The organism is Novosphingobium terrae (assembly GCF_017163935.1).
Classification (GTDB): domain Bacteria; phylum Pseudomonadota; class Alphaproteobacteria; order Sphingomonadales; family Sphingomonadaceae; genus Novosphingobium; species Novosphingobium terrae.
The window spans coordinates 2,209,534-2,229,769 of the sequence record NZ_JABVZR010000001.1 but is presented as its reverse complement, the minus strand read 5'-3'; the positions used below and the strand labels follow the sequence as shown (position 1 = coordinate 2,229,769).

General features: G+C 62.8%; 17 protein-coding genes. 13 read left to right on the top strand and 4 right to left on the bottom strand.

Going from position 1 to position 20,236, the window contains the following annotated elements; all coding sequences use genetic code 11:
• Positions 1 to 79: 79 nt before the first annotated feature.
• The 6 genes from HGK27_RS10130 to HGK27_RS10105 all read left to right on the top strand — a co-directional run bounded on the left by HGK27_RS10130 (position 80) and on the right by HGK27_RS10105 (position 9,059).
• Positions 80 to 964 carry an MBL fold metallo-hydrolase gene (locus HGK27_RS10130; RefSeq protein ID WP_241127016.1) on the top strand — a complete coding sequence of 295 codons (885 nt, stop codon included), beginning with the start codon at positions 80 to 82 and terminating at the stop codon, positions 962 to 964.
• Entirely contained in the window at positions 961 to 1,830 is an 870-nt protein-coding gene (locus tag HGK27_RS10125) for an alpha/beta fold hydrolase (protein WP_206240411.1), read from the top strand. Before HGK27_RS10130 ends, HGK27_RS10125 begins: the two co-directional genes overlap by 4 nt.
• Positions 1,830 to 3,488, top strand: a complete 1,659-nt coding sequence (locus HGK27_RS10120) for an FAD-dependent oxidoreductase (RefSeq protein ID WP_206240410.1) — start codon at positions 1,830 to 1,832, stop codon at positions 3,486 to 3,488. Before HGK27_RS10125 ends, HGK27_RS10120 begins: the two co-directional genes overlap by 1 nt.
• Positions 3,489 to 3,556: 68 nt before the next feature.
• Positions 3,557 to 6,571, top strand: a complete 3,015-nt coding sequence (locus HGK27_RS10115) for a sensor histidine kinase (RefSeq protein ID WP_206240409.1) — start codon at positions 3,557 to 3,559, stop codon at positions 6,569 to 6,571.
• A 142-nt stretch (positions 6,572 to 6,713) separates the two neighbouring features.
• Entirely contained in the window at positions 6,714 to 7,286 is a 573-nt protein-coding gene (locus tag HGK27_RS10110) for a carboxymuconolactone decarboxylase family protein (protein ID WP_206240408.1), read from the top strand.
• A 126-nt stretch (positions 7,287 to 7,412) separates the two neighbouring features.
• The gene (locus tag HGK27_RS10105) at positions 7,413 to 9,059 is read left to right on the top strand and encodes a PAS domain-containing sensor histidine kinase (RefSeq protein WP_206240407.1); all 1,647 of its coding nucleotides are present in this window, start codon (positions 7,413 to 7,415) and stop codon (positions 9,057 to 9,059) included.
• Here the strand turns inward: HGK27_RS10105 and HGK27_RS10100 are convergent.
• Together HGK27_RS10100 and HGK27_RS10095 are read right to left on the bottom strand one after the other, a co-directional pair.
• Positions 9,009 to 9,371: a response regulator transcription factor gene (locus tag HGK27_RS10100; RefSeq protein ID WP_206240406.1), complete on the bottom strand. Its 363-nt coding sequence runs from the start codon at positions 9,369 to 9,371 to the stop codon at positions 9,009 to 9,011. The genes HGK27_RS10105 and HGK27_RS10100 overlap by 51 nt on opposite strands.
• Positions 9,372 to 9,465: 94 nt before the next feature.
• Positions 9,466 to 10,134 (bottom strand): response regulator transcription factor, encoded by a 669-nt coding sequence (locus tag HGK27_RS10095; RefSeq protein ID WP_241127014.1) that lies wholly within the window; start codon positions 10,132 to 10,134, stop codon positions 9,466 to 9,468.
• 79 nt (positions 10,135 to 10,213) lie between these two features.
• Between HGK27_RS10095 and HGK27_RS10090 the strand changes: the two genes are divergently transcribed.
• The 4 genes from HGK27_RS10090 to HGK27_RS10075 all read left to right on the top strand — a co-directional run bounded on the left by HGK27_RS10090 (position 10,214) and on the right by HGK27_RS10075 (position 13,177).
• Entirely contained in the window at positions 10,214 to 11,047 is an 834-nt protein-coding gene (locus HGK27_RS10090) for an alpha/beta fold hydrolase (protein WP_206240405.1), read from the top strand.
• 130 nt (positions 11,048 to 11,177) lie between these two features.
• Positions 11,178 to 11,777 carry a M17 family peptidase N-terminal domain-containing protein gene (locus tag HGK27_RS10085; RefSeq protein ID WP_206240404.1) on the top strand — a complete coding sequence of 200 codons (600 nt, stop codon included), beginning with the start codon at positions 11,178 to 11,180 and terminating at the stop codon, positions 11,775 to 11,777.
• 40 nt (positions 11,778 to 11,817) lie between these two features.
• Positions 11,818 to 12,447, top strand: a complete 630-nt coding sequence (locus HGK27_RS10080) for a response regulator (protein ID WP_206240403.1) — start codon at positions 11,818 to 11,820, stop codon at positions 12,445 to 12,447.
• Between the two features lie 169 nt (positions 12,448 to 12,616).
• Entirely contained in the window at positions 12,617 to 13,177 is a 561-nt protein-coding gene (locus HGK27_RS10075) for a helix-turn-helix domain-containing protein (protein WP_206240402.1), read from the top strand.
• An 82-nt stretch (positions 13,178 to 13,259) separates the two neighbouring features.
• Here the strand turns inward: HGK27_RS10075 and HGK27_RS10070 are convergent, their stop codons facing one another.
• Both HGK27_RS10070 and HGK27_RS10065 read right to left on the bottom strand, forming a co-directional pair.
• Positions 13,260 to 14,108, bottom strand: a complete 849-nt coding sequence (locus HGK27_RS10070) for a fumarylacetoacetate hydrolase family protein (protein ID WP_206240401.1) — start codon at positions 14,106 to 14,108, stop codon at positions 13,260 to 13,262.
• 51 nt (positions 14,109 to 14,159) lie between these two features.
• Positions 14,160 to 15,521, bottom strand: coding sequence for an OprO/OprP family phosphate-selective porin (locus HGK27_RS10065; protein WP_206240400.1), 1,362 nt, complete (start codon positions 15,519 to 15,521; stop codon positions 14,160 to 14,162).
• Between the two features lie 205 nt (positions 15,522 to 15,726).
• On the opposite strand from HGK27_RS10065, the gene HGK27_RS10060 reads away from it, so the two are divergent.
• From HGK27_RS10060 to katG, 3 genes are all read left to right on the top strand, one after another.
• Complete coding sequence (locus tag HGK27_RS10060; RefSeq protein WP_241127013.1) at positions 15,727 to 16,926, top strand: MFS transporter; 1,200 nt, start codon at positions 15,727 to 15,729, stop codon at positions 16,924 to 16,926.
• A 125-nt stretch (positions 16,927 to 17,051) separates the two neighbouring features.
• Positions 17,052 to 17,789 carry an alpha/beta hydrolase gene (locus HGK27_RS10055; RefSeq protein WP_206240399.1) on the top strand — a complete coding sequence of 246 codons (738 nt, stop codon included), beginning with the start codon at positions 17,052 to 17,054 and terminating at the stop codon, positions 17,787 to 17,789.
• A 131-nt stretch (positions 17,790 to 17,920) separates the two neighbouring features.
• Complete coding sequence (katG, locus tag HGK27_RS10050; protein ID WP_206240398.1) at positions 17,921 to 20,152, top strand: catalase/peroxidase HPI; 2,232 nt, start codon at positions 17,921 to 17,923, stop codon at positions 20,150 to 20,152.
• Positions 20,153 to 20,236 lie beyond the last annotated feature (84 nt).

Below are 20,236 nucleotides of genomic sequence, written 5' to 3'. Positions count from 1 at the left end.
AGCGCCTCTCGCGCTTGCGCTGACGTCCCCCGCCACGGCGCAGCAGGCCTCTCCTGCGGCTGCGCCTGCGACCCCGCAGGTGGGCGGTCAGGCCCCCGGCTATTTCCGGCTTTTCGTGGGTCGCTTCGAAGTGACGGCCTTGCTCGACGGCACGCACCCCTTCCCATCCGACAAGGTGGCCGTGGGTGCGACGATCGACGAGGTGACAGGGACGCTGAAGGACGCATTCCTTCCCCTTCGCTATGAAGGCATGATCAACGCCTTCCTCGTCAACATGGACGGGCGTCTGGTGCTGATCGATTCAGGCGCGGGCAACCTCTATGGAAAGGACGGCGGAGGCCTCAAGAGGGCGATCCTGGCGGCTGGCTACACGCCGGAACAGATCGACGACGTCTTCATCACCCATCTCCATGAGGATCATGTCGGCGGGCTGGTCCTCGACGGCCAGCCGGTCTTCTCCAAAGCCATCATCCACATTTCCCGCAAGGATGGGGAATTCTGGCTGGACAATCGCAACCAGGCGAGCGTCAACGATCTGCTCAAGCCGTTCTTCCCGGCAGTGCAAAAGGTCGTGCTTCCATACCAGCAGAGCGGAAGGGTCAAGCTCTTCGACGACGGCGCCGCGCTGCTTCCGGGTCTGACGCCGATCGCGGCGCCAGGCCATACTCCGGGACATACCGTCTATCTTCTGCAGGACGGCGGCCAGTCGATGCTGTTCTGGGGAGATACCGTCCACATGGCGCCGGTCCAGTTTCCCAAGCCGAAGGTGGCGATCCGCTATGACTGGAACGTGCCGATGGCGATCGCCGCCCGCGAGAAGCTGATGGCGCGCGCCGCAGCCGAGGGCTGGCTGGTTGCCGGGGCACATATCTCGTTTCCCGGCATCGGGCACATCCGCCGGAACGGCGCGGACAGCTTCGAATGGGTTCCCGTCAACTACACCCTCAACAGGATGCAGCCATGATCCGTCTGGAAAACCATACCGTCCGTGCCAACGGCATCCGCCAGAACTATATCGACGCGGGCGAGGGAGCGCCCGTCGTGCTGCTGCACGGCTTTCCCGAGACCAATTTCGCCTGGCGCTTCCAGATCCCGGTCCTGGGGGAACTCTATCGTCTCATCGTGCCGGACCTGCGCGGCTATGGCGAGACCGAGAAGCCCGCGTCCGGATATGACAAGCGCAACATGGCGCGTGACCTTGCCGCCCTGCTCGACAAGCTCGGCATCGAGAAGATCGCGCTGGTCGGACACGACCGGGGCGCACGTGTCGCGACCCGCTTCGCCAAGGACTATCCCGAACGGGTCGACCGGCTGGTGGTGATGGATAACGTTCCCACCCGCATCGTGGCCCGTGAGATCGATGCGCGCATCGCCAAGGCCTACTGGTTCTTCCTGTTCCACCTCATTCCAGACCTTCCCGAGACGCTGATCGCGGGCAAGGAGGAACAATGGCTCCGCTGGTTCTTCTCGGACTGGGCCTATGATCCGGCGGCCATCAGCGGCGAGGCCTTCGACACCTATGTCCGCGCCTATCGCGCGCCGGGGGCTGTCCGTGGCGCCATGGCCGACTATCGCGCCAACGCCGAGGATGTCGCTCAGGACCTCGAGGACGCCGACGTCAAGATCGCCTGCCCGACCCTCGCCCTGTGGGGTGCGAATTTTGGAGCGGTGGGGGAGATGTTCGACATGCCCAAGGTCTGGGGCGAGATGGCGAGCAATCTGCGCGCTGTGCCGATCGAGCGCTGCGGGCACCTTCCGCATGAGGAACGTCCAGAAGCCGTCAATGCCCTGCTGCTCGAGTTCCTCGAGGGCTGGGCCGGTCAGGGGTGATGATCGTGCAGGAAGAGGTCGATCCCTACACGCGGACTGCGCAGATATTCCCGGTCCTATCAGGCGAGATGATCGCCCGGGCCCGGAACTACGGGGCGGAGGAGCGGCTCAATGCCGGAGCCGTGCTCTTTTCCCGCGGCGAGCGCCAGGCCGACTTCTTCCTGATCCTCTCGGGCGAGGTGGGCATCTTCCATGCAGGCGAGGGGCAGGGCGACGAGAGGCTGCTGACAGTCCATCGCAATGGTCAGTTCAGCGGCGAGCTTGATCATGTCAGTTCGCGGGCGCTCCTGGTCTCGGCGCGGGCACTCACCGCATCGCGGGTCATACGTGTGCCGGCCCATGCCTTCCGTCGCATGCTGGCGGGCGAACCCGACCTTGCCGAGATCATCATGCGTGCCTTCATCCTGAGGCGCATGGGGTTCCTCCATCACGGCGAGGCCGGGATCACGCTGATCGGGCCGGCAGCCTCGGCGGATACGTTGCGGCTCGAGCGGTTCGCGATCAGAAACGGCTATCCTCTCAAGCTGCTCGACACCAGCGCGGATCCTCTGGCGGTCGACAATCTGCAGGAATTCGGACTGGAGCTGAGGGATCTTCCTGCCGTCGTCACACCGGATCACAAGGTCCTGCGGAATCCGACGACGGCGGAATTTGCCGACAGCCTTGGCCTGACAGACCGCTTCGACGAAGCCGACGTCTGGGATCTCGCCGTTGTCGGGGCCGGCCCAGCCGGTCTGGCCGCGGCGACCTATGCGGCATCCGAAGGCCTTCGGACGGTCGTGATCGAGGGACTGGCGCCCGGCGGGCAGGCGGGAACGAGCAGCCGTATCGAGAATTATCTCGGCTTTCCGACCGGCATCTCCGGACAGGCATTGGCCGGTCGCGCGCAGGTGCAGGCGCAGAAGTTCGGCGCGCGTATCGCCGTATCCCGCACGGTGACGGCGCTGGACTGCTCCAGCCATCCGTATCGGCTGGAGCTGGAGGACGGACAGGTTGTGAGCGCCCTTTCCGTGGTGATTGCGACGGGCGCGCGCTATCGCAGGCTGACGGTGCCTGGCTATGACGCCTACGAGGGCGCGGGCATCCAGTATGCGGCGACCGCCATGGAGGCCAAGCTATGCCGCGATCGGGAGGTGATCGTGGTCGGCGGGGGCAATTCGGCAGGACAGGCAGCGGTCTTTCTCTCCAGGCATGTCGGGCATGTCCACATTCTCGTCCGCAAGGATGGACTGGCCTCCACGATGTCGGACTATCTGGTGCAGAGGATCGCCCTTTCTCCTAAGATCACCCTCCACCCCTTAACCGAAATCACCGGGGTCGAGGGAGAGGTGGCGCTGGAGCATGTGTCGTGGCGGGATGTGCGCAGCGGGCAGATCACGACGATTGCCTGCGGGGCTCTGTTCGTGATGATCGGCGCCGAACCCAACACACAGTGGCTGAAGGACTGCCTGACGCTCGACGAGAAGGGCTTCGTGCTGACCGGTCGCGACCATGAGGGGCGGCCGGTGGCCTCCCCTTACGCGACGGAAAAACCCGGCATCTGGGCCGTCGGCGACGTCAGGGCGGGTTCGGTCAAGCGGGTCGCGTCCGGTGTCGGCGAGGGCTCCGTCGTCGTTCAGGCGATCCATGCCTATCTGGAAGGGTTGGATTCGAATTGACGCGTGAAGATAGCCTTGCAAGGAAAACAGTATCATCGCGTTATCTGAGGCAAGGTGGTAGGATGCAGGTGGCTGAATTTCTCCGTTTCCTGCTAAGTCGGCGGCTCCTCTGCCGAGCATATTGCTCTCTGCTGGTCTTGACGCTCACGCTTATTTGCACGGGTGCCGGCACGGCGCAGGCTGGACAGTCGCTCGAGGAGTTGCGCCATACGCGCTGGACGGTCGGCGATGGCGCACCAGCGAACATCATGGCGATCGCGCAAACGCCCGATGGCTTTCTCTGGCTGGGGACGGCGACAGGCCTCTACAGGTTTGATGGCATCCGCTTCGAGCATGTCGAACCTTCCGATCGAGATCCTGCCCGCTCGCTGCAGGTGACGGCGCTGCTAGCGGCCAGCAATGGCGATCTCTGGGTAGGCTATGACTATGGTGGCATCGGACGCTATCGTCATGGCCGCCTGCTCAGTGCCAATGATCGCGTTCCGAAAGGTTCGGTCATAGCGATCGAAGAGACCAGAGATGGTAGAATCTGGTTCGTGTCGCGCAGTGCCCTTGGCCCCCTCTTGCGCTATAACCTCCGGGGTAAGTGGCACTGGTATGAGCCGGGAGCCGATATTCCATTGCAGATGCTCATGAATGCAATGCCGGAACGAGATGGAAGTCTGCTCGTGGTCTCGGGCGACTCGGCTCTGCGGATTGCGCCTAATACCGACAAGCCCGTCGAAATCGCGACCGATATGGCGATTTTTCCGGCTTTTGCCCAAGGCAAGGACGGAAGAATCTGGGTTGCCGACAATCGCTCCCTGCGGCTCCTCGACGGGACTGGCGGAAGGCTTCCGCTCTCGCCAGTCAAGCTCTTCTACCAGAAGAGGAGATTGCTCGTCGATCACGGAGGTAACCTGTGGATCACAGGACAGGAAAAGGGGCTTGTCAGAATTACGGCTGAAGCGCTCGCCAAGATCAAGCAGGGGAACTCTTCCAGACAGATCGTGCCAGGATTTGAAGGCATCAGCGGCGGAGTCTCGGAATCGGTCTACGAAGATCGTGAAGGCAATGTGTGGGTCGGCAGCGAAGGCGGACTGGATCGCTTCGTCTCTGCAGACGTCAACATCGTGTCCGACGTGCCCGCTCCAGTTACCCGTTTCTTCCAGAAAGAGCCTGGGGCGACCGTTTATTTCGGCGGCGGGGCCGCGCTCTATAAGCTGGGGGAAGCCCGGCGCAACGTTGAGATTGCCGAGAAGTTGCCCGGAATCATAGGTAACGGCTGCATTGACCGAGATGGCAGGGTCCTGGTCATCACCACCAGGACGATGGCTCAATGGTCGTCCGGCAGGACGGTAAATGCGATGATCGAAAGACCTGACCATGTCGCTCCCACGGCCTGCGCACCAGATGGGCGAGGGGGATGGTGGTTTTCCGTCGTCGATGATCTTTATGAATGGCACGAAGGACGCATTTCGTTGCTCCACGGAGCAATCACCGGGCTGAGCCACGCGACCCTGATGCGATCACCCATGCCCGGGGACCTCCTGTCTTACAGAGCGCTGCAGGGACTGAAGCTGTTACATGGAGGCGTGATCAAGAACCTGTGGCAGGGGCGTGACATCCCCGTGGGGTTCATCAAGACTATTACTCCTGACGCTCGGGGGATGCTGATAGGCGGGGAGCATGGCCTTGCGCGTTTCGATGGTAAGAAGTTCGAGGTGCTGGATGATCGCAGCCATCCCTTCTTCGCCAATGTTTCAGGCATTTTGACAACCGCGGAAGGTAGCACCTGGATCATCAGTTCGCAGGGCATCGTGCGCATCCTGTCCAAGGACCTTGACGCTGCCTTCAAGAGCCCAGCCTCGCCAATTCTGGCTTTCTCGGTTGGCCATGACCAGGGAATTCGCGCCAGGTCGAACGGTTACGATATGGGCGACATCGCCCAGGATAGGCAGGGCCTGCTCTGGTTCGCGACAAACCGCGGCCTTGCTTGGCTCGATCCACGATATCTCCAGCGCAACGAACTAGCTCCACCTGTCACCATTCGAACACTCACCGCGAACGGGCAATCCGTGCCTCTCGAAAAGGCAGAGCTGGTTCTCCCAGCCGGCACGCAGCACATTTCGATCGAATACACCGCCCTGAGCCTGAAAGATGCCGTTGCCAACCAGTTCCGATATCGGTTGACCGGCATCGATGGCGATTGGATCACGGCAGGCGACCGCCGACAGGCGGACTACAACAGCCTGCGTCCCGGAACCTATCGCTTTCAGGTCATCGCTGCGAATGGCGACGGCGTCTGGAACTATAACGGTGCGGTGCTCAACATCGTGATCGAGCCATTTTACTACCAGACCTGGTGGTTCAAGGCGGGACTGGTTTTGCTGGTTCTCATCCTGCTCGCCGGCATTGTGAGATGGCGGGTGAACAGCCTTGCCGAGAAGGCGCGCAATCGCGTCGAAGCACAGCTGGAGGAACGAGAGCGGATCGCGAGGGAACTGCACGATACTTTGCTACAGGGCGTTCAGGGCCTGGTGATGCGGTTCCAGGCCGTGTCTGAAATCCTGCCCCCGGAGTCGAAGGCGAAGACTATGATCGTTGGGGCGCTGGAACGCAGCGACGACATCATGGTGGAAAGCCGTGAGCGGGTTCGAAACCTGCGCGGGCAGGTCCCGGCCAGCGACCTCGTGGTGCGCCTGAGATCGATAATTGCCGAAGGTTCGGCTTCTATGCTCATCTCTGGCAACCCGCGGGATGTCCGCACCGTGGTGGCCGACGAGCTTGTAGCCATCGTGGCGGAAGCGCTTTCAAATGCCAGCCGTCACGCAAATGCACGGCAGGTTACGGTCCTCGTCGACTATCGATTCTGGTCGCTGACGGTCGAGATCGCCGATGATGGCACCGGGGTAGATCCCTTGATCTTGAAGCAAGGAAGCCGTGACGGCCATTTCGGTTTTATCGGAATGCGCGAGCGTGCGGGCCGCCTTCGCTCCAACCTCGAAATCAAGAGCGGGGTCGGACAGGGCACCAGAGTTTCGCTGCGAGTGCCGGGTCGTGTCGCCTACCTCAGCAGATGGAGACGATCGGAGAAGGAGTGATCGGCGATGGGTTCCTCCGGTTCAATGTTTCGTCGCATTCTTCCTAAACACATTCTTCCCCGACAATGACCAGGTGCATGTTCTCGGCATGCTGCGGCGGCGCGCCCTGCCGAGCCAGAGCAAGAGGCGTGAGGAGAACGACATGCGCCTGCCACCGATCGCACCATCCGACATCACCGCTGAGCAGCGAGGCTTGTTCGAGGCCATGACAGCGGGCGTCGCCGCAAAGTATTCCTCATTCATCACCACCCGCGAAGATGGCGCCTTGCTCGGCCCCTGGAATGCCTGGCTTCATGATCCGGTCCTGGGCCAGGCGTTCTGGGGCGCGACGCAGGCGATGACCAAGGAACGTCGAATTCCCGATCCAGCTCGGCAGATCGCAATCCTGGCAGTCGGCGCCCATTTCGGAGCGGCCTACGAGATCTATGCCCATGGCGCAGTGGCTATCGGCAAGCATGGCATGAGCGAGGCGCGAATCGCTACCCTTGCAGCCGGGGAGCGGCCAGTCGATCTGGATGCCGACGAGGCCGCCGCCTTCGACGTGACGCGGGCGTTGCTGCGCGGTGGGCCGCTGCCAGACCCGCTCTACGGTCTTGCCGTCGAGCGCTTTGGGCAGCCGGGAGCCAACGAGCTGATCTATCTCGTCGGGCATTACTGCTTCGTCTCGATGACGTTGAACGGCTTCGCCATCACCGTGCCGGGCAGTCCGGCGTAGCTTCAAGGTTCCTTGGCCCGGCAAGGCGGCTATCGATTGCAGAGGCCGCCTTCCACCCTATCGGGGGATAATAGGGCTACGCATAAGGGGGCTGCCCTAGCTGTTAATTCATATAAAATCCCCTCCATGCTCTATCCTGCTGCAAATAAATGGAATTTGAGCGCCGAAGGCGAAGGCGAGTCGTCGCCCCTGCAACTCAGCGGTCCAGGAACCGTCCACGCCTTCGCTGCCATCCTCGCAGCTATAATTTTCCTGCTCGACGCATTCACCAGTGCCGACCTCGCCGTGGCGAGTCTCTACGTCCTTGTGCTGCTGATCGGCGCGAGCGTAGAGGTCACTTCGCGCCGACGCGCCATCATTGGCTGGGCCACAGCATGCGCTCTGCTATCTCTGGTCGGTTATGCGGTATTCCGTGCAAGAGGCGCCCCGCCGCTTGCGCTGGTGCATCTCGCCTTCAGCCTTGTCGTGCTGTCGGTGACGACCCTGGTTCTGCTTCGCACCCAGGTCATGAACGCGACGGTCCAATGCGCGGAGAGACGCTATCGTCTTATCTTCGACTCGCTGGCAATCGCAATCTGGGAGCATGATTTTTCCGAGGTCGAGGCGTCGCTGCAGAATCTGCGTGCAAGCGGGATATGTGATATCCGTCGCTATGTCGGCGAGAATCCGGAATTTGTTCTCGCGATGCGGCAGCGGGTTCGGATCACTGACGTCAATGCGACGGCGCTCACCATGATGGGCGTCAAGAGCAAGAGTGATTTTTTCAAGTATCTGAGCGACTTCCTGCCGGAGAGCGACGACAGCTTCGCCGAATGCATCATCGCGATGTGGGAGCGGAGACCGCTTTTCCAGTCGGAAGCTATCGTCGTCCCGAAGAACGGTGTTCCCAAGCAGGTGATCGTCGCCTTCAGCCTGGGGCCGGAGGCCTCCCTCGATTGCGTGCCCGGCAGTATCCTGGACGTTTCGCAGCGAAGGGCTCTGGAGGTCCAGATCCTGAGGACGCGCGAGGAACTTGCCGAAGTGCAGCGGACCGGTGCGCTTGCCGCCATGTCGGCGACGATCGCTCACGAACTGAACCAGCCGATGTCGGCGATCCATAGCTTCGCTGACGCTGCCAGACGGTGGCTGGCCCGTGTTCCTCCGAATCTGGAGGAAACGTCCCGAGCCATGGAAGGACTGACCGCAGGCATCGAACACGCTCGGCAGGTCATGCAGCGCGTCCGCGCCTTGATCGGCGACGCGAGGGTCGATCGAAACGAGGTCGAACTGGAGGGGCTGCTGGCAACGACAATAGCCCTGATGAGGCGGGAGGCCGCAGAAGCAGGCGCACGCCTCTGCGTTTTTCCATCCGAAGACAGTCTTACCGTGCTTGGTGACCGGATCCTGCTTAAGCAGGTCTTCGTCAACCTGATCACCAACGCGATCCACGCAATGCTCAATGCGCCACCGGCCGAACGGGTGGTATCGCTCGACCTGAGCCGCCGCGGTGACTGCGCGGTAGTCATTGTCTCGGATCGCGGACCGGGCTGGGCGGATATCGGGGCAGGCCGGGCCTTCGACACCTTCTTCACCACGAAGAAGAATGGAATGGGGCTTGGCCTCGCCATCAGCCGCACCGTGGTCGAACGGCACGGCGGAAGCATGTCGCTTCGAAACGGCACTCAAGGCGGCGCTGTCATCGAAGTCACATTGCCGCTCGCATCCGATTCGGCCGAATCCGAACTAGCTGTCGATGGCCTTTTCGATGGCGGCGAGCAAAGCGTCGCTGTCTAGCGGCTTTTCGATCATTGCAGCAACGAGACCCGAGTCTCTGGCGCCAAACGCAAGAGTATCAGGGTAGGCGGTAATGAGAATGACAGGTGGTCGAGGCTCGCGCGAGGCCAGCCTATGTGCCAGCTCGACACCCGAGATTCCAGGCATCTGGAGGTCGCTGACTACGCATTTATAGTCGCATTCCTGGTCAAGCAGGAACTCTTCGGCTGAAGCAAAAGCGCAACAATCGTAGTCCATGGACCTCAACAGGCTGACCGTTGCCGAGCGGACAAGTTCGTCGTCATCAACGACGGCGATAAGGCTTCTGCTCATGCGGTCGATCCTCGTGTGCGATAGCTATCAGGCATCATAGGTATGCGGCTATCGAGCGCTTGGCGACCCTATACCTTGGATTAGGATGCCTATTTTACCTATCGCTGATTGACCCGGCGAGGCGAACCAGGTCGGGCACTCTGCGCACCCCCATCTTTCGCATGACGTTGGAACGGTGCAGCTTGACCGTAATCTCCGCGATGCCCAGATCGCCCGCGATCTGCTTGTTTAGCTGGCCGCGCACCACGCCTCGCATCACCTCCCGCTCCCGCGGAGTCAGTCCGTCGTAAAGACTTTGGGCGTGCGCGTTGCCCCGCTCGACCTCCCGGTCCACGCGACCCCGGTCCATCGCGGCGCTGACCGCATCCAGCATGTCCTGGTCGCGGAAAGGCTTGCTGAGAAAGTCCACCGCACCGGCCTTCATGGCGCGCACCGTCATGGGAATGTCGCCATGGCCGGTCATGAAGACGATCGGTATCTCGGCATTGCGGGAAGCAAGCGAGGCCTGCAGCTCAAATCCGCCAATATCGGGCATGCGCACGTCGGTGACGACGCACATGAGCCTGTCCGGCCATGGCTCGCCTAGCGCTTCCCTCGCACTGGGATACAGGCGCGTCGCATAGCCCACAGACCGGAAAAGGCTGTCGAGCGAAGCCCGGACCAGTGGATCGTCATCAACGACGATGATCATCCCGCAGGCGTCGGCCGGATCTTCGGCGATCGATCTATCAGGTTCGGATCGGGCAAATTCGGTGCTGTCCATACAAGCCTCCAAGGCTGCCCTTTCTCTATGAAGCTGTTCGAAGGTCACGGGCCCCGTGTCCCGTCAAGGAGTCTTACCAATGGCTACGGTCACTGCCAAGGATGGAACGCAAATCTACTACAAAGATTGGGGAAATGGTCCTGCAGTCTTCTTCAGCCATGGCTGGCCTCTTAGCGCCGACATGTGGGAACAGCAGATGATTTTCCTTGGGCTGAAAGGCTTTCGGGTGATCGCTCATGATCGCCGGGGCTTCGGTCGTTCGAGCCAGCCCTGGAGCGGCTACGACTACGACACTTTCGCCGACGATATCGCGCTTGTCCTGGAGGACGCCGGTGTCGAGGAGGTCGCGCTGGTCGGCTTCTCGATGGGTGGCGGCGATGTCGCGCGCTACATTTCTCGCTATGCGGCCCAGGGCAAGGGCGCTCGCGTCACCAAGGCCTGTCTGACCTCCGCGGTCACGCCCTTCTTCATCAAGACCGACGACAATCCGGAAGGAGCGCCGCCCGAGATCTTCGACGGTATCCGTGCCGGTCTGCTGGCGGATCGTCCGCAGTTCCTGTCCGACTTCAATGCGCTTTTCTACGGCACCAATCTGAATCCCGGCGTCGTGTCGGATGGCGTTCTGGCGCAGACCCTGCAGATCGCGCTGACCAGCGGCATCAAGGGGACCTATGACTGCGTGGGCGCCTTCTCCGAGTCCGACTTCCGCCCCGACATGGCGGCGTTCACGATGCCCACGCTCGTCATTCACGGAGATGCGGATTCCGTCGTCCCCATCGCGCCGACCGGTGCTGCGGCTCACAAGCTCATCCCGCATTCGGTGTTCAAGGTCTATGAAGGGGCGCCTCACGCGCTCACGACGACCCACAAGGATCGCTATAACGCAGACCTTCTGGAATTTCTGCAGAGCTGATCCGGCCTATTCTCATGGGGCCGGCCTTCCTCTCCCAGGTCCGGCCCCCTTGAGACCCAGCGCTGCGCTCCGTCCCGAGAGCGCAGCGCTGGCTTTATGACGACCGCAGACGACATCGAAGGGCACTAGAGTGACATTTGAGAGCCCTGATAAAGGTAGACAAGTCATCGAGCTAGGAACCCACCGGGACTGCCATTTTGACCTCGTCGCCGGCGATCTCACGACCATCGAAGCCGATGTGGCGGTCGCCGCTCTCTGCGCGCAGCCCCATCTCAGGCATCTTGCACCGGGGATCGACGCATTGGATCGCGCTCTGCGTGGTGCGATCGCAAGGCTCAGGGCCGAGGGGATCTTCACCGGCTCATGGAGCGAGATTCTATATCTCTCCTCTCTGCCATCGACGATCAAGGTCAAAGGCGTGATTTTGCTTGGCCTCGGTCCAACCGGGCGTAATTCGAGGGTCAAGGTCCGACGGGCCTTCATGATCGCGGCCAGCCAGGCCATCCGGCTGGGAGCGGACCATGCGGCATTCGCGCCTGCTCAGCTCAATACCGGACTGCCGCGCTACAACGCCGAAGCCAGCGCCTATGCCGTGCTGCAGGGCATCTCGGATGCTGTGGGACGGATGCGAGGCGGTCTACGGCGATGCTCATTCGTCGCGCCGGAGCAGGAGCTTGAGGCGGTAGCCGAGAAGTTTGCGTTGGCGTTTCGACGCGTTGTGGAACATTAAGTAGCCTATCAGTGCATCCAGGATCGATACGCCGCGCCTTATGTCCAATTCCCATCTGATCCGCGTTCTGGTCGTTGACGATCACCCTTTGCTCAGGGAAGGGGTCTGCGCGGTCATCAACACCCAGGACGATCTGTCGATCGTCGGTGAAGCGGCTTCAGGCGAAGAGGCGGTGATCCTCTATGAACGCCATCATCCCGATATCGTGCTGATGGATCTGCAGATGCCGGGCATGGGCGGGGTCGCGGCGATAGAGACCTTGCGAAAGAGCCATCCGTCAGCGCGGGTCATTGTCCTCACGACCTATTCCGGCGACGCTCAGGCCATGAGCGCGCTGCGTGCAGGCGCCGCCGGATATCTCCTCAAGAGCAGCATGCGCACCGAATTGCTGCACACGATCCGCTCGGTGCATGCCGGGGGGAAATTCCTCTCCGCCGGCATAGCGACGGATATCGCCCTGCATCTTGCCGAGGACGTGCTTTCCACCCGGGAGTCGGAAGTTCTCACGCTTGCGGCGGCGGGCAATTCCAACAAGCAGATTGCCGCACGTCTCGGTCTCTCCGAGGACACCATCAAAGGCTATATGAAGGTGATCTACTCCAAGCTGGGGGCGGCGGACAGGACCCATGCGGTCACGATCGCTGCACGCAGAGGGATCATCGATCTTTAGTTGAGCGAACGCGGCAGGAAATGCACCCCCTACCTTGGGTTAGGATTCGCTGATCCAAATCGATAGCGTCAGAAAACCCACGTTCGATTCAGAAATGCGCGAAATCGCCCGATAGTTCCCTTGCTGACGGCATCACCGCCGGCGGGGTAAAACGCCAGGGGAACGCGACATGCTTTTGAACGTCATGGAAAAACCGCACTCTGAAGCGGTTACCTTGCCATCCTATCTTCTTGACCTGCTGGGACAGGCGCGGCGCGCCGTGGAGGTGGATCCGGGCCTTGCCAAGCAGTGCCTCGAAAAGATGACTGCGATGCTGACCGGCGAGGCTGCCCCGAGCAACGACAGCGCTCTAGTTTCGGTGTCCGCGCGGGAGCCCGGAGGTAAGTTGGCCAAGGGTGGCTTGGCCTCCTGGCAACTGGCTCGCATTCGCAGCCATATCGACGAGAAGCTCGACACAACCATCCTCATCGAGGATCTCTCCACCATCGCCAAACTGAGCCCGGGTCATTTCTGCCGTGCCTTCAAGGTGAGCACCGGCGAGACGCCCCATGGCTACATCGTGCGCCAGCGCATCCGCAGGGCGCAGAGCCTGATGCTCAACACGGACGACACGCTGAGCCAGATCGCATGCGCGTGCGGCCTCACCGATCAGGCCCATCTCACCCGGCTCTTCCGTCGCATGCTCGACGAGACCCCACTGGTGTGGCGCCGCAACTGGCGCTCCGCATGAAACTGCGGAGCGCGGGCTTGATCAGCCGCCTTGCCCTCGAAGCGAAGAGGCCTTGATCCGGTAGCGGATCAAGGCCGAACGTTCATCCCTCCCAGGCCAGTATGTTCTGGCGCTGCTCTCCCAGGCCATCGATGCCGAGGTGGACGACGTCCCCGGCCTTCAGGAAAACCGGTGGCTTGTGGCCCAGCCCAACGCCGGCGGGCGTTCCGGTCACGATCAGGTCGCCCGGCTCGAGGGCATAGAACTGCGAGAGGTAGCTCACGATCTTCGCCACCCCGAACACGAGATTGGCGGTGGTGCCGTCCTGATGGCGGTGACCGTTGACCTCAAGCCAGATCGAGAGGTTCTCGGGGTCTTCGATCTCATCGGTCGTGACGAGCCAGGGTCCCATCGGAGCGAAGCCGGGAAAGCTCTTTCCCTTCGTCCACTGGCCGCCGCGTTCCATCTGATAGGACCTCTCGGTCAGATCGTTGAAGAGGCAGTAGCCGGCGACATGCTCGATGGCCTGGGCTTCCTCGACATACATGCCCGACTTTCCGATCACGATGCCGAGTTCGACCTCCCAATCGCCTTTTTCCGCTCCTCGCGGCAGGCGGACCGGATCGTTTGCCCCGGTCGGTCGGCACCCTTTCATGAAGATGGTGGGTTCGGTGGGCAGATCGAGCCCCACCTCCGCCGCATGGTCGGTATAGTTGAGGCCCACGCAGATGATCTTGCCGACATCGGCCACAGGAGGTCCGAAGCGAACATCCTGGGCGGCAATGACCGGGAGGGAGTTCACGTCGAGCTCACGGACGAGGGCGAGGACACCATCTCCCAGGGCTTGCGACGAGATGTCGCCAACAACGGCGCGCAGATCGCGGATCCGGCCATCGTTACCGACCAGGACCGGAATCTCCTGTCCCGCAGGACCTATGCGAGCAATTTTCATGATAGTCTCCGTCTTGGTGAATAGGGGCCACGGCACGATGTGCGGTGCAGCCTAGAAAACGAGCTCCATGCGGACCGTCCCGGTGTGGCCGCCGTCCTGAGGCTTTCCTGGCTGATCGAGGCGCCAGAAGATGAAATTGCCCATGAGCCTGAGATACTGAGCCAGATACCAGTTGGCGCCGAGCGTGATCTCGTGGCCGCTGCCTGCCACCGGCATGTTGCTGTAGGTGATCTGCTCGTAGCGGCTCGTGAGCTCCAGTGCCCCGGCGCCGCCGTTCAGAACGGACCGAGCGAGAACCGGGCGCAGGAAGCTGCCGGATCGACGGTCGTAGGGAGCATTGCCCCCAAAGATGGTGTAGCCGCCACCGACGCTCCACGCGAAGATGCCCGGATCGCTTCGCGACATCGTCTGGATCGCTCGGTGTCCAACCTCCCCCATGATCCAGAGCGGTCCCGCGACGCCGCCCAGCTCGCCGGCGACGCCGACCGAAGAGGTTCCACCCAGTAGGGCGCCTGAGGGGATGCGGAGAGCCGTGTTGAGCCTCCCGCCGATGTCGAGGTTGCGCGACAGGCTGTCGGTGCCCGGGTCCAGCCGCTCCGCGAACGCCGAGGCGCCAAGATGGATAAAGCGCGTGCTGTCGCCGAGACCGTCCCAGTGTGCGCGGCCTGAAAGGGTCCAGCTGTCGCTGCCCGAGCTGTTGCCGTCCAGCGGGTCGCCAGTCACCGCGAGAGTCGCATGCCAGTCGGGCCCGGAAATGCGAGCCTGGACCCCCACGCCGTAGAACCCGGCCTTGGGGAGAATGGCGTCGGCGACTAGATTGCGCTGCATGAAAGGAACGGCATCGACGGCGGTGGCGCCCTCGACGCCGCGGTCGGCGAAGAGATTGCCGACGCGAACCTCGGTGCGCACGGCAGCCTTGTTGTCCAGCCGCCAGGCGACATAGGCGTTGAGGACCGTGGCCGTGGCCTGGGAAAGGTCCGCTTCCATCAGATAGGCGAAATGATCGCCTATCGTGCCGTCGGCACCGATGCGGATAGCCCGCGCTCCGGTCGCATCGTAATTGCGCGATGGGACGTTCGAACCGCCAGTAGCCGAAAAGTCGATCAGGACCCTGCCGCGGGGATGAAAGGTGACCAGGCCTCCTGCAGCCTTGAGCACCGGAGCTGCGCCCATCCCGGGGACGGTCTCAGCCGGCGATGTCATCGCGACGATCGTGGGCGCTGCCGCTGGCGGATCGGACGCGGGGGCCGAAGGCTTGTTGGTTGCCTGGGTCGCCTCTACGGCAGCGAGGCGCTTCTTGAGATCCTGGATCTCCTGCGACTGCTGTCGAACCAGGTCCTCCAGCGCCTTCATCTCTTCCGTCTGGGCGCAGGCCGGCTGTATCGGCGCGGCCACGAAGAGGGCCGCTGTCACGACGCAGCGTTCGAGAATTCGGGATCTGGGCCTGGTGCATAGCTTCATGCTCCCACTTTCACCGACCGACGGTCTTCGATCTTGTAGGATCTGAACGGATTGGGCGGTGCTCGGAGGAGCGCGAATATGTGACGTCCATACAAGCGTGGGAGCAAGCCCTCATGCGAAAGGAACCCTATCGCCACTCCTCGAAGGACCTTGCCCGATGGACCAGCAGCAAAGCGGAACGGAGCAGCCTCCGCAGTCGATCGGGGCATGCCTCAAGTTTTCGATGGCCGTGTCGGCAGGCGTGGCGGTCGCCAACATCTACTATAACCAGCCGATGCTCGGCGTGATGGAGCGCGATCTACCCGGCGACCTGACCGGTTTGATCCCGACCGCGACCCAGTTCGGATATGCGGCGGGCCTCTTCCTGCTCGTGCCGCTCGGCGATCTGGTCGAACGAAAGCGCCTGATCGTGGCGCAGTTTCTCGTTCTCACGCTGGCCCTTGTCGGCTCCGCCCTGGCGACAGGCATCTGGCTGGTTCTTCTGGCATGCCTCGTTCTGGGTGCCTCGGCTACGGTCGCTCAGCAGATCGTGCCCTTCGCCGCCCATCTTTCCTCACCCGAGAAGCGCGGCGCGACGGTTGGCACCGTCATGTCGGGCGTTCTTTGCGGCATTCTCTTGAGCCGGACGCTTGCCGGCTTCGTCGCGACGCATGCAGGTTGGCGGGCGATGTATTGGCTGGGGGTTCCCATGGCGCTGGGGGCAGGGGGGATGATGCTGGCCACCTTGCCGCGCAGCCATCCGGACTCAGAGCTCCGGTATCACGCCCTGCTGATCTCGCTCCGCCATCTCTGGAACGAATTTTCCGAACTGCGGGTCGCAGCTCTGACCCAGGCCCTTCTTTTCGGCGCGTTCACGGCTTTCTGGACGATCCTGGCGCTTCAGCTCCAGACGCCGAAATTCGCTCTGGGCGCGGATGTCGCCGGCCTGTTCGGTATCGTGGGTGCCGTAGGCATCCTGGCCGCTCCCATCGCGGGGCGGGTGGCCGATCGGAGGGGGCCGCATCATGTCATCGCCCTGGGAGCGGTCCTCACCCTCGTGTCATGGGCTATCTTCGGGCTTTGGCAGTCGCTTTCCGGCCTGATCGCAGGAGTCATCCTACTCGATTTCGCCGTGCAGAGCGCCTTGGTGTCGAACCAGCACGTCGTCTACGCGCTCCGTCCGGAGGCGCGAGCCCGCCTCAACACCATTTTCATGGGGGCGATGTTCCTGGGAGGTGCCGCCGGTTCGGCTGCGGCGACTGCCGCCTGGTCGCGCGGCGGCTGGGCTGCCGTAGCCGGGCTTGGCGGCGCCCTGGCCGGCTTCGCCGTCATCCTCCAGGCTCGCAGTCTGGCCGCGAGATACCGGCTGGCGGTCTAGCTCGGACCGCCGCCACGTCGCCCAGCACCGAACATCACGTGACGATCCTAAATTCATCGATCCGCGACAAGACCGACTGGCGCTCGGGCCGGAGAATGGCCCATCATCGTAACGGGGAAAAGCATATGAACACTCAAACTTCCACCTCTGTCACTGTCGTTCTGGTTCATGGGGCATGGGCCGATGGATCGAGCTGGCGCCGGGTCATTCCCTTGCTGCAGGCAGAGGGTATCCCGGTCGTGGGCGTGCAGAATCCCACCTCGTCGCTTGCAGACGACGTCGCCGCCACGAAGCGCATCCTCGACACCATCCCGGGGCATGTGGTGCTGGTCGGCCATAGCTGGGGCGGGGCAGTCATCACCGAGGCCGGCAACGACCCCAAGGTCGAAGCGCTGGTCTATGTCGCGGCCTTCGCACCGGGCAGGCAGGAAACGGTAGGCCAGCAGGTCGGGCGCTACCCGGCTCCTCCCGGACTCGCCGCCGTCATCGACGATGGCCGTGGTAACCTCACGCTCAGCGAAGAGGGCTGGCTGAAGGATGTCGCGCAGGATCTCCCAGCTGAAGAGGCTCGCGTTCTGGCTGCGATCCAGCCGCCCCTGCCAGCCAGCACGTTTTCCGAGGCGGTGTCGCAGGCCGCCTGGGAGACGCGACCCAACTGGTATATCGTCTCCACGCAGGACAGGATCGTCAATGTCGAACTCGAGCGCCAACTGGCGGCGAGCATGAAGGCCAAGACCACCGAACTCGATGCGGGCCATCTCTCGCTGCTCTCCATGCCGCAGGCGGTCGCCGAAGTGATCATCGATGCGGTGAAGACAGTCGTCGACGACGCGTCGGCTCCGCAGGCTGCTGCTCAACCCTGATCCAATATCAGCTGCAAACCAGGCGCTGGGGCCGCGGTCCCCCTTCTTCCGGAAGGTTTCGGGATCCGGCCTACGCATGCCTTCGACGGATTGCGGTGCAATCCGTGCGATCATCCAAGGAGTTAAGTAAAATGGAAGCAGTCACGAAGGGCTGTCCGGTCAATCATGCGGCGATGAAGCCGCAACAGCCCCGAACCCTCCTCGGGCGGACCAACAAGGACTGGTGGCCCAACGCCCTTTCCCTCGACATCCTGACGCAGGGCGGCATCTCGCCGAGCCCCTACAAGCGGGACTTCAGCTATCGCGAAGCCTTTCAGGCGCTGGACTATCAGGCCGTCAAGGATGACCTCGCAGCGCTGATGACCGACAGCCAGAGCTGGTGGCCGGCAGACTATGGGCATTACGGTCCGTTCTTCATCCGCATGGCCTGGCATTCGGCAGGCACCTATCGGACCGGAGACGGGCGTGGCGGCTCATCCTCGGGTTCGCAGCGCTTCGCTCCCCTCAATTCCTGGCCTGACAACGGCAATCTGGACAAGGCGCGCCGTCTCCTCTGGCCGATCAAGTCCAAGTATGGCGCCAGCCTGAGCTGGGCGGACCTCTTCATCATGGCCGGCAATGTCGCCATCGAATCGATGGGAGGGCCGGTCTTCGGCTTCGGCGGCGGCCGGGAAGACATCTTCGAGCCGGAGCGCGACATCTACTGGGGCACAGAGCTCGAATGGGTGGGCGATCCCGAGAGCAAGACACGCATCGACGTGGAGGCTGGCCGCACTCTCGAGGACCCGCTGGCTGCAATCCAGATGGGACTTATCTACGTCAATCCTGAAGGCCCTGGCGGCGTGCCCGACGCGATGCTGTCGGCCCGTGACATCCGCCAGACCTTCGCCCGCATGGGCATGAACGACGAGGAGACCGCCGCGCTGACGGCCGGCGGCCATACCTTCGGCAAGGCGCATGGCGCAGGCGATGCAGGCAAGGTCGGCGCTGCGCCGGAGGGAGCCGACATCGCGCAAATGGGCCTGGGCTGGCAGTCGAGCCATGAAAGCGGAATGGGGGACCACACCATCACCAGCGGCATCGAAGGATCGTGGACCCCGACGCCCACGATCTGGGACATGAGCTATTTCGACATGCTCCTCGACCATGAATACGAGCTGGTCAGGAGCCCGGCAGGCGCCAAGCAGTGGCAGCCAGTCGGCAACCCGTCCGACACACAGGCGCCCAAGGCCCATGCGCCGACAGTCATGGTGCCGACCATGATGACCACGGCGGATATGGCCATGAAGGTCGATCCTGCCTATCGCGAGATCATGGAGCGGTTCCGCGCCGATCCGGCCCATTTCGCAGATGCCTTCGCGCGTGCCTGGTTCAAGCTGACGCATCGCGACATGGGGCCGAAGAGCCGCTATCTCGGTCCCGAGGTTCCGGCGGAAGATCTGATCTGGCAGGATCCGCTGCCCATCGCGGACCATGCCGCCATCGGCGAGGACGACATCCAGGTCCTCAAGGCGGCCATCGCGACATCGGGCCTGTCGACGGCCGAGCTCGTCGGAACGGCCTGGGCGTCGGCCTCGACCTTCCGCGGGTCGGATAAACGCGGCGGCGCCAATGGCGCGCGCATCCGCCTGGCACCGCAGAAGGACTGGGCCGTCAATCGGCCCGACCAGCTGGCCCGTGTTCTATCGGTCTACGAGGAGATCAAGGCCGGGTTTGACGGCGCTGCCGTCGATGGCAGGACGGTGTCGCTTGCCGATCTCATCGTGCTGGGCGGCTGCGTCGGCGTCGAGGCCGCCGCAGGGGCGGCCGGGCACTATATCGACGTCCCCTTCACGCCGGGCCGGACCGACGCCACCCAAGCGCAGACGGACATCGAGAGCTTCGCGGTCCTCGAACCGCGGGCGGACGGCTTTCGCAACTACCTGCCGTCGCGGTTCAGCGTGGCGGCCGAGGAACTGCTGATCGACCGGGCGCAACTGCTCGGCCTCAGTGCACCGGACATGGCGGTGCTCGTGGCGGGGCTCAGAGTGCTGGAGGTGAACCATGATGGCTCCCCCAACGGCGTCCTCACCGCCCGTCCCGGGCAGCTGACCCCGGACTTCTTCGTCAACCTTCTCGACATGGGGGCTGCGTGGAAACCGGCCAATCCCGACGACAATGAGACGTTCGTCGGAACCGATCGAAAGACGAAGGATCAGGTCTGGACCGCGTCGAGAGCCGATCTGGTCTTCGGGTCGAACTCCCAGTTGCGTGCGATCTGCGAGGTCTACGCCAGCGCCGATGCAGCTGCGATGTTCGTGGAGGACTTCGTTGCGGCCTGGGTCAAGGTGATGAACGCCGACAGGTTCGATCTGGCGGGATGACTGCGTTTCGATGAATGAAAGGTGTTGCCGCGCCTGACTCGTCAGTTGGACTGTCGGGCCAAGGGCGGCAACACCCTCGATGTC

Excerpts from the sequence above, each read along its gene's own strand:
- HGK27_RS10120 (WP_206240410.1), top strand. The coding sequence starts at position 1,830 with ATGATCGTGCAGGAAGAGGTCGATCCCTACACGCGGACTGCGCAGATA.
- HGK27_RS10080 (WP_206240403.1), top strand. The coding sequence starts at position 11,818 with ATGTCCAATTCCCATCTGATCCGCGTTCTGGTCGTTGACGATCACCCT.
- HGK27_RS10110 (WP_206240408.1), top strand. The coding sequence starts at position 6,714 with ATGCGCCTGCCACCGATCGCACCATCCGACATCACCGCTGAGCAGCGA.
- HGK27_RS10060 (WP_241127013.1), top strand. The coding sequence starts at position 15,727 with ATGGACCAGCAGCAAAGCGGAACGGAGCAGCCTCCGCAGTCGATCGGG.
- HGK27_RS10055 (WP_206240399.1), top strand. The coding sequence starts at position 17,052 with ATGAACACTCAAACTTCCACCTCTGTCACTGTCGTTCTGGTTCATGGG.
- HGK27_RS10100 (WP_206240406.1), bottom strand. The coding sequence starts at position 9,371 with ATGAGCAGAAGCCTTATCGCCGTCGTTGATGACGACGAACTTGTCCGC.
- HGK27_RS10075 (WP_206240402.1), top strand. The coding sequence starts at position 12,617 with ATGCTTTTGAACGTCATGGAAAAACCGCACTCTGAAGCGGTTACCTTG.
- HGK27_RS10125 (WP_206240411.1), top strand. The coding sequence starts at position 961 with ATGATCCGTCTGGAAAACCATACCGTCCGTGCCAACGGCATCCGCCAG.
- HGK27_RS10090 (WP_206240405.1), top strand. The coding sequence starts at position 10,214 with ATGGCTACGGTCACTGCCAAGGATGGAACGCAAATCTACTACAAAGAT.
- HGK27_RS10105 (WP_206240407.1), top strand. The coding sequence starts at position 7,413 with ATGCTCTATCCTGCTGCAAATAAATGGAATTTGAGCGCCGAAGGCGAA.
- katG (WP_206240398.1), top strand. The coding sequence starts at position 17,921 with ATGGAAGCAGTCACGAAGGGCTGTCCGGTCAATCATGCGGCGATGAAG.
- HGK27_RS10095 (WP_241127014.1), bottom strand. The coding sequence starts at position 10,134 with ATGGACAGCACCGAATTTGCCCGATCCGAACCTGATAGATCGATCGCC.
- HGK27_RS10070 (WP_206240401.1), bottom strand. The coding sequence starts at position 14,108 with ATGAAAATTGCTCGCATAGGTCCTGCGGGACAGGAGATTCCGGTCCTG.